General features: G+C 59.5%; 14 protein-coding genes. 7 read left to right on the top strand and 7 right to left on the bottom strand.

The features are described 5' to 3' along the window. Positions 1 to 18: 18 nt before the first annotated feature. From HKK53_RS22175 to HKK53_RS22160, 4 genes are all read right to left on the bottom strand, one after another. Entirely contained in the window at positions 19 to 984 is a 966-nt protein-coding gene (locus HKK53_RS22175) for a sulfonate ABC transporter substrate-binding protein (protein ID WP_169372589.1), read from the bottom strand. Positions 985 to 1,072: 88 nt separating this feature from the next. Then, complete coding sequence (gene ssuE / locus HKK53_RS22170; RefSeq protein WP_169372588.1) at positions 1,073 to 1,666, bottom strand: NADPH-dependent FMN reductase; 594 nt, start codon at positions 1,664 to 1,666, stop codon at positions 1,073 to 1,075. Positions 1,667 to 1,966: 300 nt separating this feature from the next. Further along, the gene (locus HKK53_RS22165; RefSeq protein WP_169372587.1) at positions 1,967 to 2,605 is read right to left on the bottom strand and encodes a peroxiredoxin; all 639 of its coding nucleotides are present in this window, start codon (positions 2,603 to 2,605) and stop codon (positions 1,967 to 1,969) included. Between the two features lie 298 nt (positions 2,606 to 2,903). Then, positions 2,904 to 4,262 (bottom strand): OprD family porin, encoded by a 1,359-nt coding sequence (locus tag HKK53_RS22160; RefSeq protein WP_169372586.1) that lies wholly within the window; start codon positions 4,260 to 4,262, stop codon positions 2,904 to 2,906. 364 nt (positions 4,263 to 4,626) lie between these two features. On the opposite strand from HKK53_RS22160, the gene tauA reads away from it, so the two are divergent. Continuing rightward, a complete protein-coding gene (gene tauA / locus HKK53_RS22155; protein ID WP_169372585.1) occupies positions 4,627 to 5,616 on the top strand; it encodes a taurine ABC transporter substrate-binding protein in 990 nt (329 codons plus the stop codon). A 114-nt stretch (positions 5,617 to 5,730) separates the two neighbouring features. On the opposite strand, the gene argA is transcribed toward tauA, so the two are convergent. Beyond that, positions 5,731 to 7,029, bottom strand: a complete 1,299-nt coding sequence (gene argA, locus HKK53_RS22150) for an amino-acid N-acetyltransferase (protein WP_123509749.1) — start codon at positions 7,027 to 7,029, stop codon at positions 5,731 to 5,733. A gap of 249 nt (positions 7,030 to 7,278) precedes the next feature. Then, positions 7,279 to 8,448: an acetylornithine deacetylase gene (argE, locus tag HKK53_RS22145; RefSeq protein WP_169372584.1), complete on the bottom strand. Its 1,170-nt coding sequence runs from the start codon at positions 8,446 to 8,448 to the stop codon at positions 7,279 to 7,281. Positions 8,449 to 8,604: 156 nt separating this feature from the next. Between argE and HKK53_RS22140 the strand changes: the two genes are divergently transcribed. Beyond that, positions 8,605 to 9,972 carry a CYTH domain-containing protein gene (locus tag HKK53_RS22140; RefSeq protein ID WP_149660244.1) on the top strand — a complete coding sequence of 456 codons (1,368 nt, stop codon included), beginning with the start codon at positions 8,605 to 8,607 and terminating at the stop codon, positions 9,970 to 9,972. Positions 9,973 to 10,032: 60 nt separating this feature from the next. On the opposite strand, the gene HKK53_RS22135 is transcribed toward HKK53_RS22140, so the two are convergent. Continuing rightward, complete coding sequence (locus HKK53_RS22135) at positions 10,033 to 10,503, bottom strand: Lrp/AsnC family transcriptional regulator (RefSeq protein ID WP_109502952.1); 471 nt, start codon at positions 10,501 to 10,503, stop codon at positions 10,033 to 10,035. A 127-nt stretch (positions 10,504 to 10,630) separates the two neighbouring features. On the opposite strand from HKK53_RS22135, the gene HKK53_RS22130 reads away from it, so the two are divergent. From HKK53_RS22130 to HKK53_RS22110, 5 genes are all read left to right on the top strand, one after another. Further along, on the top strand, positions 10,631 to 10,969 hold the full coding sequence (locus HKK53_RS22130; RefSeq protein ID WP_169372583.1) for a hypothetical protein: 339 nt from the start codon (positions 10,631 to 10,633) through the stop codon (positions 10,967 to 10,969). Between the two features lie 114 nt (positions 10,970 to 11,083). Further along, positions 11,084 to 12,868, top strand: a complete 1,785-nt coding sequence (locus HKK53_RS22125; RefSeq protein ID WP_169372582.1) for a GspE/PulE family protein — start codon at positions 11,084 to 11,086, stop codon at positions 12,866 to 12,868. A 105-nt stretch (positions 12,869 to 12,973) separates the two neighbouring features. Next, complete coding sequence (locus HKK53_RS22120) at positions 12,974 to 13,894, top strand: SPFH domain-containing protein (RefSeq protein ID WP_169372581.1); 921 nt, start codon at positions 12,974 to 12,976, stop codon at positions 13,892 to 13,894. Positions 13,895 to 13,902: 8 nt separating this feature from the next. After that, a complete protein-coding gene (locus tag HKK53_RS22115) occupies positions 13,903 to 14,352 on the top strand; it encodes an NfeD family protein (protein WP_169372580.1) in 450 nt (149 codons plus the stop codon). Between the two features lie 67 nt (positions 14,353 to 14,419). Beyond that, positions 14,420 to 14,737 (top strand): DUF2388 domain-containing protein, encoded by a 318-nt coding sequence (locus HKK53_RS22110; RefSeq protein WP_123403978.1) that lies wholly within the window; start codon positions 14,420 to 14,422, stop codon positions 14,735 to 14,737. The last annotated feature ends 47 nt before the right edge of the window (positions 14,738 to 14,784 follow it).

Genomic DNA, 14,784 nt, shown 5'->3' with positions numbered 1-14,784 from the left:
TCTCCTTAGGGAATCGAATTACTGCGCTTTGGCAACGGCTGCCGGTGGCGTCCAGATCACGTCTTTGATGCTCAGCGGCTTGGGAATCAGCTTGAGTTGGTAGAAGCTGTCGGCGATTTTCTGCTGCGCGGCCACCACCTCAGGCGTGAGGAACAGCGCGCCGTAGCCTTGGCGTTTCACCGAAGTCAGGGTGATGTCTGCCGGCAGGCCGAGCAGTGGCGAGACTTGTTGGGTCACGTCTTGCGGGTTGGCCTTGGACCATTCGCCGACGGCGCGCACTTCTTCGACGAGGGTCTTGATCACCTCGGGATTTTTCTGCGCGTACGGCTTGGTCGCCAGGTAGAACTGATGGTTGTCGACGATGCCCTGGCCATCGCGCAGGGTGCGCGCTTGCAATTGCTGTTCGGCGGCAGCCTGGTACGGGTCCCAGATTACCCAGGCATCGACGCTGCCACGTTCGAACGCGGCGCGGGCATCGGCGGGTGGCAGAAATACGGTCTGGATATCGGTGTATTTGAGGCCGGCGTCTTCGAGCGCGCGGACCAGCAGGTAGTGGACGTTGGAGCCTTTGTTCAGGACGACTTTCTTGCCCTTGAGCTCCGCCACCGATTTGATCGGTGAGTCTTTCGGCACCAGGATCGCTTCGCTGTGCGGCGCTGGCGGTTCGTAGGCGACGTAGAGCAGATCGGCACCGGCGGCCTGGGCGAAGACTGGCGGAGTTTCGCCGGTGACGCCGAAGTCGATCGAGCCGACGTTCAGGCCTTCCAGCAGTTGCGGCCCGCCCGGGAATTCAGTCCATTGCACGTCGACGCCTTGGGCGGCGAGGCGTTTTTCCAGGGTGCCCTTGGCCTTGAGCAGCACCAGGGTGCCGTACTTTTGATAACCGATCCGAAGGGTCTCGGCTTGTGCTTGAGAAATAACGCCGAAGGACACAGCCGCCACAAACAGGGCGACCAGACCACGACGCAAAATGACAGGGCGCATGGCGCTCTCCTATTTGCTGTTGGGTTTTGGCTGCACCTGCTAGGCCGTTGGCGGCTGAGTAAGGTGAGTGGATCAAATTCGGGACGACTTAAATGCTCCAGCGAGCACTCAACAAACGTTCGTTCAACAGATTCGGGTCGATCGGCTTGGGCCGTCGTGCCATGGCGCTGAAAAACAGTTCCAGCGATTCATTCAGTCGTTGTTCCAGCTCCGGCGCCAGTTGCGCCTGGGCACTGCCTTCGCCGTAAGCGATCTGGCTGTCCACAGCGAAAATCCCGTTGAGCATCTCTTGGGCTTTCAGTGCCGACAGCACCGGTTTGAGCGCGTAATCCACCGCCAGCATGTGGGCGATGCTGCCGCCGGTAGCCATCGGCAACACAACCTTGTGCGCCAGGGCACGCTCGGGCAGCAGATCCAGTACGGTTTTCAGTGCGCCGGAAAACGATGCCTTGTAGACCGGCGTAGCGATCACCAGGCCATCGGCGTTTTCAATCTGTTGCAACAGGTCGATCACCTTCGGGCTGTCGAAGCGTGCGTGCAGCAAGTCTTCGGCCGGGAAGTCCCGTACCTGGTAACTCACCACTTCCACACCTTGTTCCTGCAACCAGCGTTGCGAACGCTCCAGCAACACCCCGGAACGAGAGCGTTGGCTGGGGCTGCCACCGAGTGAGACGACCAGCATTCAGGTGATTCCTTGAGCGTTGTTGGCGGTTCGCAATGTGCGATCTCGCTTTGATGGAAGTGACCTTAACAGGTGATTTATATATCCATAAATCATATTTATTCATTTGGTTATTCTTTATAGAACTATGCGATTCACTGTTCTGCGGGCAAAAAAATAGGCCGTAAAAAACGGCCTGAAATCCCCTGTTGCTCGTTCCCACGCTCTGCGTGGGAATGCATCCATGGACGCTCCGCGTCCAAAGTGACGCGGAGCGTCACGGGCGGCGTTCCCACGCAGAGCGTGGGAACGATCATCAAATCAACGATTCGGCTGCGGCGTCAGACGCAAGTACGGCTTCACCGCGCGGTAGCCCTTGGGAAAGCGTTTCTTGATTTCGTCTTCGTCCTTGAGCGACGGCACGATCACCACTTCATCACCGTCCTGCCAGTTGGCCGGGGTCGCCACTTTGTATTTGTCGGTGAGTTGCAGCGAGTCGATCACCCGCAGGATTTCATGGAAGTTGCGGCCAGTGCTTGCCGGGTAGGTGATGGTCAGCCGCACCTTCTTGTTCGGGTCGATCACGAACAGCGAGCGTACGGTCAGGGTGTCGTTGGCATTTGGGTGAATCAGGTCGTACAGGTCCGAGACCTTGCGATCAGCGTCGGCGAGGATCGGGAAATTGACGATCGTGTTCTGGGTTTCGTTGATGTCATCGATCCACTTGTGGTGCGAGTCTACCGGGTCAACCGACAGGGCGATGGCCTTGACGCCACGGTTGGAGAATTCGTCCTTGAGCTTGGCGGTAAAGCCCAGTTCGGTAGTGCACACCGGGGTGAAGTCTGCCGGATGGGAAAACAGCACGCCCCAGCTATCGCCCAGCCATTCGTGAAAACGGATGGTGCCGGCGCTGGAATCCTGTTCGAAATCGGGGGCGATATCGCCAAGTCTGAGGCTCATGGTGCTGCTCCTGGTGAGTGCTTGTTGAGCTCAACTGTGCCTGTATTCCGAATGAATTAAAAAGAATAAATATAGATTTATTTAGATCATAAGTGAATATTAAAGATCTGTTCACTGGACCTGCGCCGCCATCGAGACCAACATCGCCCACAAGGTTCGAGAAGGCCTTGAGTTGCTGCAAAAGAGGGAAATTTCGGGGCGGGATTACGGGGGTGACTCCGCCTCGGAAACGCAAAAGCCCCGCCCGGCGAGGTGCCGGGCGGGGCTTTTCTTACTCAGGTGTTACTTGAGCGCGCTATTACAGCAGCGGGATCGAGTAGCTGAGGATCAGGCGGTTTTCATCTTGGGAGCGAACGCCCGGGATATCGGTACGCCAGGTCGCATTTTTCCACATGAAGCCAACGTTTTTCAGCGGACCTTCTGGTACTACGTAAGCAACGGTCAGGTCGCGTTCCCATTCAGTGCTGTTGTTACCTGCTGGGACGGTAGCGCTGACGCGGTTAGTGTCGATACCGTCACCACGCAGATAAACCATACCAGCCGTCAAGCCAGGCAAGCCGACCTTGGCGAAATCATACGAGTAGCGAGCCTGCCAGGTTTTCTCGCCGGCACGGCCGAACTTCTGGATTTGCATATCGGTGATGGTGTAGTTCGACGAGCCGTCGCCCTGGTTCAGCCAAGGGAAGTCGCTGCTACCGTTGCTGACCTGGTAACCGCCACCGAAGGTGTGACCGGCAACGGTGTACAGGAACAGGCCGCTGTACAGGTTGTTGTCGACCTTGCCTTTACCGCTGGCAGTGCTGCTGTAGTTACCGGTGCTGTAGTACAACGGATCGGTGCCGTTTTTGCCGTCATCGGAGCTGTTGAAGTAACGCAAGTCGGACTTCAGCACGCCCGGGCCGATGGCCCAGTTGTGAACCAGACCCAGGAAGTGTTGCTTATAGAAATCTTCCAGGTTGCCGTAGTAGTACTGGGCAGTCAGGTCCTTGGTGATTTTGTAGTCACCACCGGCGTAGATGAACTTGTTGCTGTTGGCGGTACGCGGGGACGCACCGTTAATGGACAGGTTCTCGTTGTTGCTGGAGTTACGCCCCTTCACAGCTTCGATCTGACCGCCAACCAGGGTCAGGTCCTTGATTTCGCCGGAAGTGATCTGACCGCCCTGCCAGGTTTGCGGCAGCAGACGACCGTCGTTGGTCACAATCACCGGGTTCTTCGGCTGCAGAGTGCCCAACTTCAATTCGGTCTGGGAGATCTTGGCTTTCGCGGTCAAGCCCAGGCTGGAGAAGTTATCAACCGCTTGGCCGTTGGACTCGCTTGGGAAAACAGTGCCGCCGTAAGCGGTACCAGGACTGCCATTCGCGGCAACGTTGCCGTTAGTGCCGCCGCCCGAATCCAGGCGTACGCCCAGCAGGCCGATGGCGTCGATACCGAAGCCGACGGTGCCTTGGGTGTAACCGGAAATGAAGCGCAAGTCGAAGCCTTGGCCCCACTCTTCGTTTCGACTTGGGCTGGCAGTGCCATCACGGTTATCGGTGTTGATGTAGAAGTTACGCAGACCCAAGGTAGCCTTGCTGTCTTCGATAAAACCGGCGGCGCCTGCCTGCTGCGCCAAAACCCCTACGGCCACAGCCAGGGCCAAGGATGACTTATTCATGTTTCGCTCCTCTCGTTTCTAATTCTTGTGTTCCTGGTCCCGGGTCGAATGCCCTGGATCCTAAGATGCGCGATTAGCGCCAGACCGTGACTGACAAGTCAATCGTAACCTTGTGTGTCTACGACCAAGGTCTAATCGCCGTTATTTGGTCCCTGCAGGGTAATGAATTCTTCATAAACCCAAAAAGAATTATTTCATTCTTTTTAATACCGCAATGGAATATAGCCCTTCACCCCAAAACCGCACCGGGATATCCGGTATCGGCTCATAAGCTAATTACTAAATGGTATTTATTAGCCTTTTTTTAGATCGATTAGCTTTGACGCATCTTCCATACGTCAAACCCTATCGAAAAGGCGACGCCATGATGGCCAAACGCGCACTATCCAGTCAAATTGTTACAGTTTGTATATCGGTTTTATTTTCTTTTGGTGTGCAAGCGGCCAACCTCACAGTGGGTTATCAAACCGGCATCGACCCGAGCAAAGTGCCCCAGGCCGACGGCGTTTACGAGAAAACCATCGGCCAGAAAATCGACTGGCGCCGCTTCAACAGCGGCCCGGAAGTGGTCACCGCCATTGCGTCCGGTGATGTGCAGATCGGTAATCTCGGTTCCAGTCCTCTTGCCGCCGCTGCTTCACGCAACCTGCCGATCGTGGCGTTCATCGTTTCCGCGCAGATCAACGCGTCCGAAGCCCTGGTGGTACGCAACGGCAGCGGCATCGATAAACCGGAAGATCTGATCGGCAAGACCATCGCCACACCCTTCGTTTCCACCTCCCATTACAGCCTGCTCGGCGCGCTGAAGCACTGGGGCCTGGATGCTTCAAAAGTCAAAGTGGTGAACCTGCAACCGGCAGAAATCGCCGCGGCGTGGAAACGTGGCGACATCGATGGCGCGTTTGTCTGGTCGCCGGCGCTGGGGGAAATCCGCAAGACCGGCAAGACCTTGACCGACGCGGCCCAGGTCGGCCAATGGGGTGCGCCGACCTTCGAAGTCTGGGTCGCCCGCAAGGATTACGCCGAGAAACATCCGGAGGTGGTGGCGAAATTCGCCAAGGTCACCCTGGACTCGTTTGCCGACTATGCCGCCCATAAAGACAGCTGGACCGTCGACTCGGTGCCGGTGCAGAAAATCGCCAAACTGACCGGGGCCAATGCCATCGATGTACCGGAATTGCTGGCGGGCTCTACCTTCCCGGACGCCAAGGCGCAGCAGACCACCGCATTGCTCGATGGCGGCACGGCCAAGGCGATTGGCGAGACGGCGAAATTCTTGAAGGAGCAAGGCAAGGTAGAAACGGTGCTGCCGGATTATTCGCCGTATGTCAGCGCAAAGTTCGTACAGGAGTAATGATCGTTCCCACGCTCTGCGTGGGAATGCAGCCCGGGACGCTCCGCGTCCCATCAACAGCCGAACGCAGAGCGTCCGTGGAGGCATTCCCACGCAGAGCGTGGGAACGATCGGTCAGAGGGTCTTTTCGAAGATCTTTGAATTACGCTGATAGTTGTACAGCGATGCCCGCGCCGACGGCAGGCGCTCGACGCTGCTTGGCTCGAAGCCGCGCTCGCGGAACCAGTGCGCGGTGCGAGTGGTGAGCACGAACAAGGTTTTCAGCCCCTGGGCCCGGGCGCGGGTTTCGATCCGCTCCAGCAATTCATCGCCGCGACCGCCATGGCGATATTCCGGGTTCACCGCCAGGCAGGCCAGCTCCCCGGCGTCCGAATCGGCAATCTGATACAGCGCCGCGCAGGCGATGATCATGCCTTCACGCTCGACCACGCTGAACTGCTCGATCTCGCGCTCCAGCACTTCCCGGGAACGTCGCACCAGAATCCCCTGCTCCTCCAGCGGGCTGATCAAATCCAGCAAACCGCCGACGTCTTCAATGGCCGCTTCGCGCACCAGTTCAAATTGCTCCTGGGCCACCAGCGTACCGCCACCATCGCGGGTGAATAGCTCGGTCAGCAGTGCGCCATCTTCGGCGTAGCTGACGATGTGGCTACGTGCAACGCCGCCGCGACAGGCTTCAGCCGCGGCATCCAGCAGTTCGCCCTGATAGTTGCTGCCCAGCCGTTGCAGGTGCGCCGGCACTTGTTGCGGACGCAACTCACGAACCAGACGACCATTTTCATCGATCAAGCCCAGGTCGGCGCCGAACAGCAGCAGTTTGTCCGCGCCCAGGTCGATGGCCGCGCGGGTGGCGACGTCTTCGCAAGCGAGGTTGAAGATTTCACCGGTTGGCGAGTAGCCCAGCGGTGACAGCAGCACGATGGAGCGCTCGTCCAGCAGGCGATTGATGCCCTTGCGATCGACCCGGCGCACTTCGCCGGTGTGGTGATAGTCGACGCCTTCGAGCACGCCGATCGGCCGCGCTGTCACCAGGTTGCCGCTGGCCACCCGCAGGCGCGAGCCCTGCATCGGCGACGAAGCCATGTCCATGGACAGCCGCGCTTCGATGGCGATGCGCAACTGGCCGACCGCATCGATCACGCATTCCAGGGTCGCGGCATCGGTGATGCGCATGCCGTGGTGGTAATGCGGGATCAGGCCGCGAGCCGCGAGACGGGTTTCGATTTGCGGACGGGAACCGTGCACCAGCACCAGTCGCACGCCCAGGCTGTGCAACAGCACCAGGTCGTGGACGATATTGCCGAAGTTCGGATGCTCCACACCGTCGCCGGGCAGCATGACGACGAACGTGCAGTCGCGGTGGGCATTGATGTAAGGAGATGCGTGACGAAGCCAATTAACGTATTCGGGCATGAACCTGGGCCTGTAATAAATAGCAGCCAAAAAATGGGCGAAGCAAAAAAACGCACAGCGGGCTGGTGGTTATCGTCGGAACAGGCTTGGCGACACGCGAGCTCTCCTCATGAATACGGGTTGGGGCACCGGTAATTTATACATTTCTGTAGGAGCTGAGCTTGCTCGCGATAGCGGTGTAACAGCCAACAGTGATGTTGAATGTAATGACGCCATCGCGAGCAAGCTCAGCTCCTACAGGTGTTGCGTTCAATTGGCCAACGTTGGGTTTTGGGCCGGCGTCAGGCAGTAATGTTCAATCAATTGACGTAATAGATGCACGGTAGGCTGCAAACGTGACATTTCGAGGTATTCCCCCGGTTGGTGAGCACAGGCGATGTCGCCCGGGCCGAGCACCAGTGTTTCGCAGCCAAGACGCTGAAGATAAGGCGCTTCGGTGCCGAACGCTACTGCTTCGGCGCGATGGCCGGTGAGCTTTTCCGCGACCCGGACCAATTCCGCGTCCTCGGCCTGCTCGAATGGCGGTACTTCGGGGAACAGCGGCGCGTAGTCGATCTTCACTTGATGCCGTTCGGCAACCGGTTTTAGCCGCGCCAAAATTTCCGCACGCAGGGCTTTGGGGTCCATGCCCGGCAGCGGCCGCAGGTCGAACTCCAGGGAACACTGACCACAGATGCGATTGGGGTTGTCGCCGCCATGAATGCAGCCGAAATTCATCGTCGGCATCGGCACGCCGAACTGCGGATTGCGGAATTCGCGCTGCCACAACAGGCGCAAGCCGCGCAGTTCGCCGATGGCATCGTGCATCGCTTCGAGGGCGCTGTGACCCAGGCGCGGGTCGGAGGAATGGCCGCTCTGCCCGAGGATATCGATGCGCTCCATCATGATGCCTTTGTGCATGCGGATCGGCTTCAGGCCGGTCGGCTCGCCGATCACCGCCGCCCGGCCCAGCGGACGCCCGGCTTCGGCCAGGGCACGGGCCCCGGACATCGAGCTTTCTTCATCGCAGGTGGCGAGGATCAGCAGCGGTTGCTTGAACGGCTGGTCGAGCAGCGGGATGACCGCTTCGATGGCCAGGGCGAAAAAGCCCTTCATGTCGCAGCTACCGAGGCCGACCCAGCGGCCGTCCACCTCGGTCAGTTTCAATGGATCGGTCTGCCACAACGCGCCGTCGAACGGCACGGTGTCGCTGTGCCCTGCCAGCACCAGGCCACCGGGGCCGGAACCGAAACTGGCGAGCAAGTTGAATTTGCCGGGGCTGACCTGCTGGATATCGCAGGCGAAACCCAAATCACCGAGCCAGGTCGCCAGCAGGTCAATCACCGGCCGATTGGTTTGATCCAGGCTCGGCTGGGTACAGCTGACGGACGGTGCGGCGATCAGCGCAGCGAACTGATCTTTCATGGACGGCAAAGGCATCGCTGACTCCAACTCCCGAATTGAAGTCCATCATAGAACCATCCGGCGACAGGAATAAACCGCCGCGGCACGTAGGAACGTTCACTCCTGTACACTGCACGACCTTGGCAGCCACACATTCCCCCGGCTGCGCTCCCGATCCTGGATTTTCCGGCCATGCAGAAAGAAACCGAAATCAAACTCCGCGTCAGCCGCGAAACCCTCGCTGCCCTGCGCGAGCACCCGTTACTGAAAAAACGCAACAAAAGTGGCTGGGAACGCCGTGAGTTGATGAACCAGTACTTCGACACGCCTGAGCGCGACCTGGCCCGCGCCAAGGTTGCCCTGCGCCTGCGCCGCGATGGCGAAGAAGTGATTCAGACCCTCAAAACCCGCGGCCAGAGCGTCGCCGGCCTGTCCGAGCGTAACGAATACGACTGGAACCTGCCCAAAGCCAAGCTCGACGTGAAGAAACTCGACGGCGAATGCTGGCCGGAAGAGCTGGCCGAGCTGGACAAGAAAACCCTGAAAGCCATCTTCACCACCGATTTCGTCCGCGAACGCGCAGAAATCGCCTGGGGGCGCGGCAAGACCAAAGTGGTCATCGAAGCCGCGCTGGACTTCGGCCACGTCGTGGTCGGCAAGCAGAAAGAAGAAATCTGCGAGCTGGAACTGGAACTGCGCGAAGGCGAGCCTGCCGCGCTGCTGGAACTGGCCGCCGAACTGGCCGCGACCCTGGCCCTGATGCCGTGTGACATCAGCAAGGCCGAGCGCGGCTACCGTTTGTACGATGCCAACAGCTATTCGTTGAGCCTGCCGGCGCCGCAAATCACCGCTGAAATGCCGCTGGACGACGCGTTCGCCGCGCTGAGCTGGCACTTGCTCGGCAGCAGCCAGCGTCTGGCTGAGCAATATCGCTTCAACGGCCACTGGCGCCTGTTGCAGGACTGGGTCGAAAACCTAGGCGAACTGCGTGCACTGTTGAGCAGCCTCGGCCAAGCCGCACCGCGTCAGTCGACTCACGACCTGCGCCTTGCGCTGGATGCCTTGCTGGAAGACTGGCGCCCACTGGTGCAAGCCGGCCTGGACGACGAAGACGTGCGCAAAGCCGCGCCGGAGCAGTTCCTAGAAGAACTGCAAGACCCACGCTGGGGCTTGTTCTCGCTGAACACTTCGCGCTGGTTGCTGGCTCGCACCTGGGCTGCCGATCGCAACGTGCGTGGCAATCGCCAGGGCGCTGCGCAATTGGCCAACTGGTTGCCGCGCCTGTTGGGCGAAGAAGCCACATCGCTGCAATTGCAACGCTACCAGCAACAGCCGGAAGATTTGGCCGAGCAACTGCCGCGCATCGAACGCATCCAGGCCTGGATGCACCACGCCCGCGGCGTGCTGGATATTCCGGAAATGGATCGCCTGTACGGTGAGCTGAACAAGCTGGCACAACTGGCCAACGAGCCGATCACCGACGAAAGCCTGGATGCGCGTAAGCAGCAGGCAATTGCCGTGTATCAGAACCGTGCCTGGAAAATGTTGCTGCGTATGTAACACCGCCTTCGCGCCCACATGATCGTTCCCACGCGGAGCGTGGTAACGATCAGCGTAGGGTCACCGCAACACCGGTAGACTCGTCGTCGACTTGATCTCCGACAACGCCACAATCGAATTCACCTCCTGAATCCCCGGCACCATCGACAGCTTCTCGAAGAAGAAGCGCTCATACGCCTCGATGTCCGCCGTGACAATCCGCAACAAGAAATCCACCGACCCCATCAGCACATAACATTCCAGCACTTCGGGAAAGCCGCGAATCGCCTCGGTGAACTCAGTGAAGTTCGAACGGCCGTGGGCGTTGAGTTTGATCTCGGCGAAGATCTGCGTGTTCAGGCCGATTTTCTTGCGGTCCAGCAACGTCACCTGGCCGCGAATGATCCCCTCCTCCTTCATCCGCTGAATCCGCCGCCAGCACGGCGACTGCGACAGCCCGACCTGTTCGGCGATCTGCGCACTGGAAAGCGAAGCGTCCTCTTGCAGCAACGCGAGAATCTTGCGGTCGTAGCCATCCAGCTCGGCGTGCATAGAAAAACCCTTGATTGATCACTTGTTGAATCAAACGATTCGATATTCCGGTAATACGCCCGATCATAGCCAAGAAATGCCCGGCACCGAATGTAAAAATTCCTCCAGTGATTTTGGAGCCCGAACCATGCCGCATTTAGAAGCCGTGAACACCCCAACGACCCGCGCCGACGTGTGGAATGTCAGCAACGCCCATTGCCGCGTGCAGTACCAACTGCTCGCCGAGGCCGAGCCGGATCTGCTATGCCGCGCACTCAACCTGTTCGCTTTGCAGTTCCTGACTCCGGAACAGGTCAACGTGCAGCGCATGGACGATCTGCTGTCGCTCGACATCGTCATCGACGGCCTGAGCTGGCACCGTGCCGAAGTGATCGCGGAAAAACTTCGTAACCTGATCAGCGTCTGTTCGGTGAACCTGCAAAGTGCCGATTCTGCGTGGGATGAGCAGGCGCAAGCGGCCGGCTGAAAGAACTGGAAACGCCTTCGTCGGGTAGTGGCCCAACGGTCAGCGGGTCCGCGACTATCCTTTGCACACTGCGGTCTAGATCGCTGTTTGCAGGATTGTTCAAAAGGAACCCGCATGTCCGTTCAACTTGCCACTCAGGACCGCTGGCTGGATCTCAATGATTTGCTGCGAGAACTGGTCGCCCAGGGCTTTATCAACCAGGATTCGGCCGAGCTCGCGCTCAACGCCCGCCGCCGGCATGCCGCCAATGGCCAGTTGCACCCGTTGGAGTTTATTGCCAGCCAACACCTGGACGACCTCAGCCGTCCCGGCAAACACCTCGACCTGGAAAGCCTGACCTTGTGGTTGTCGCAACAGGCTGGTCAGCCGTACTTGCGCATCGATCCGCTGAAGATCAACGTCGCGGCCATCACGCCGCTGATGTCCTACGCCTTCGCCCAGCGCCACAAAATCCTCGCCGTCTCGATCGACCGCGATGCGGTGACCGTGGCCAGCGCCCAGCCCTACGTCACGGGCTGGGAAGCCGACCTGACCCACGTGCTGAAGCTGCCGATCAAGCGCGTGGTGGCCAACCCGGTGGACATCCAGCGCTTCAGCGTGGAATTTTTCCGCCTGGCCAAATCGGTCAGCGGCGCCACCAATGCCGATCAGCAGACCAGTACCCTCGGCAACTTCGAACAACTGCTCAACCTCGGCGCCAGCGATCAGGAGCCGGACGCCAACGATGCGCACATCGTCAACATCGTCGACTGGCTGTTCCAGTACGCATTCCAGCAGCGCGCCAGCGATATCCACATCGAACCCCGGCGCGAGCAAGGCACGGTGCGGTTTCGCATCGACGGCGTGCTGCACAACGTCTATCAATTCCCGCCTCAGGTGACCATGGCCATCGTCAGCCGCCTGAAAAGCCTGGGCCGGATGAACGTCGCGGAAAAGCGCAAACCCCAGGACGGCCGGGTCAAGACCAAGACCCCGGACGGCGGCGAGGTCGAGCTGCGGCTGTCGACCTTGCCCACGGCGTTCGGCGAAAAAATGGTCATGCGGATCTTCGACCCGGAAGTGCTGCTCAAGGACTTCGACCAGCTTGGGTTTTCAGTCGATGACCTGCGGCGCTGGCAAGACATGACCCGCCAGCCCAACGGCATCATCCTGGTGACCGGGCCAACCGGTTCGGGCAAGACCACCACCCTTTATACGACCCTGAAGAAACTGGCGACACCGGAGGTCAACCTCTGCACCATCGAGGACCCGATCGAAATGGTCGAGCCGGCGTTCAATCAGATGCAGGTCCAGCACAACATCGACCTGACTTTCGCCGCCGGCGTGCGCGCGCTGATGCGGCAGGACCCGGACATCATCATGATCGGCGAGATCCGCGACCTCGAGACCGCCGAAATGGCGATCCAGGCCGCGCTCACCGGTCACCTCGTGCTCTCGACCCTGCACACCAACGACGCGCCGAGCGCCATCAGCCGCCTGCTCGAACTCGGCGTGCCGCATTACCTGATCAAGGCCACGGTGCTCGGGGTCATGGCCCAGCGTCTGGTCCGTACCTTGTGCCCACATTGCAAGGCGCCGCTGACCCTGGGCGAAGACGATTGGCAAACCCTGACCCGGCCCTGGCAAGCCCCGCTACCCAACAACGCCCATCGCGCCATCGGTTGCCTGGAATGCCGCGACACCGGCTATCGCGGCCGCGCCGGGGTCTACGAAATCATGCAACTGACCGACAGCGTCAAGGCACTGATCACTCCCGATACCGACTTACTGGCGATCCGGCGCCAGGCGTTCAAGGAAGGCATGCGCAGCTTGCGGCTATCGGGGGCGCAGAAAGTCGCGGCGGGGCTGACGACGATTGAGGAGGTGTTGCGGGTGACGCCGCAGAGTGAGCAGAAATGAAACCTTTTATTCCTCCTGTTGATGCAACGGGCGACTAAGCGGTTCTGCTAGCCGACCCGCACCGCTACACTGCTGCCATCGCTTTTACATCAACAGGGAATCGTTATGCAGATCGGTAGTGTGCTTTTACTGTTTGTCGGCCTGGTCGTCGTCATTTTGTTCATGGGCTTCAAGGTCGTGCCGCAGGGTTATCAGTGGACGGTCGAGCGTTTCGGGCGTTACACCAACACCCTCAAGCCGGGCCTGAACATCATCATTCCGGTGATGGACCGCATCGGTCGCAAGATCAACGTGATGGAAAGCGTACTGGATATTCCGCCCCAGGAAGTCATCACCGCCGATAACGCCACGGTGCAGATCGATGCGGTGTGTTTCTTCCAGGTGGTCAACACCGCCCAGGCCGCCTACGAGGTGAACAACCTCGAGCACGCCGTGCGCAACCTGCTGCAAACCAATATCCGCACAGTGCTTGGCTCCATGGAGCTGGACGCGATGCTCAGTCAGCGCGACAACATCAACGAAAAACTGCTGCGCACGGTCGATGAAGCGACGGCGCCGTGGGGCATCAAGATCACCCGGATCGAGATCAAGGACATCAGCCCGCCGGCTGACCTGATGGCCGCCATGTCCGGCCAGATGAAAGCCGAGCGGATCAAGCGTGCGCAAATCCTCGAAGCAGAAGGCCTGCGGGCTGCCGCGATCCTGACCGCCGAAGGCAAGAAACAGGCGCAGATTTTGGAAGCCGAAGGTAGTCGTCAGGCCGCTTTCCTGGAATCCGAAGCCCGGGAACGTCAGGCTGAAGCCGAAGCCCAGGCCACCAAAGTGGTATCTGAAGCCATCGCAAGCGGCAACGTGCAGGCGGTGAACTACTTCGTCGCGCAGAAATACATCGATGCCCTGGGCAAACTGGCCTCGGCCAATAACAGCAAAGTGATCCTGATGCCGCTTGAGGCCAGCTCGATGATTGGAGCGGTCGGCGGCATCGGCGAAATCGTCAAGGCCACGTTCGACAACAAGAAAGCCTGAGGCGCGCCATGTGGGCATTTCTGCAACATTTATCGTTCTGGGACTGGCTGGCCTTCGGCACGGTGCTGCTGATTCTTGAAGTATTCGGCGCTGGCGGCTATCTGCTGTGGATCGGCATGGCGGCGGCAGCCGTTGGCGTGCTGACCTTTGTGCTGCCCGGCCTGTCATGGGAGATGCAATTTCTGCTGTTCGGCCTGCTCTCGATCGCCACCGCCGTGTACTGGTGGCGACGCCAGCGCAGTGCCGTGAGGGAGAGTGATCAGCCGAACCTCAACCTGCGTGGGCAGGAGCTGATCGGCAGAACCTTCGTAGTGCATGAAGCGATTGTCGACGGTCGCGGCAAGATCAAAGTCGCCGATGGCGTGTGGATGGCGCGCGGGCCAGACGCCGCGCTGGGCAGCCGCGTTCGCGTGGTCAGTCAGCAAGGGGCGATTCTGCTGGTGGAACCGGCTGACTGAGCGGTCACGGAACTCGATTGGGTAAATGACGATCCAACCCCGTAGTTAACCCAGTGGAGTCACCCCTATGCGTCTCAAACTTGCTGTCGCTACCCTTGCCTTGCTGTCCCTCCCCGTTGGTTCAGCCATGGCCGACAGCTTTTGGCGTAACGTCATTTCGTCCGGTGCGACCACCGGTTCGACTTACCTGACCTTCAAGGATCACAAGCTGATCGTCGCGGCCCAGGACGATGCCGGCAGTTTTGTCGCCAGTGACGGCGGCATCCGTGGCCCTTACCTGGAAGCGGCAATGCAGAAAGTCCGTGCCGACAACCCGGGTCTGCAAGCCACGGACATGGAGCTGGCGAACGCGATCCTGGCGAAGAATGCCGTCGCTTCGGACTAAGCTTCTTGCTGAACAAAAATGCCGCTCACATGAGCGGCATTTTTTCG

Origin of the sequence: Pseudomonas sp. ADAK7 (assembly GCF_012935675.1) — a bacterium.
Lineage (GTDB): Bacteria > Pseudomonadota > Gammaproteobacteria > Pseudomonadales > Pseudomonadaceae > Aquipseudomonas.
This window is presented reverse-complemented; position numbering and strand designations above follow the sequence as displayed.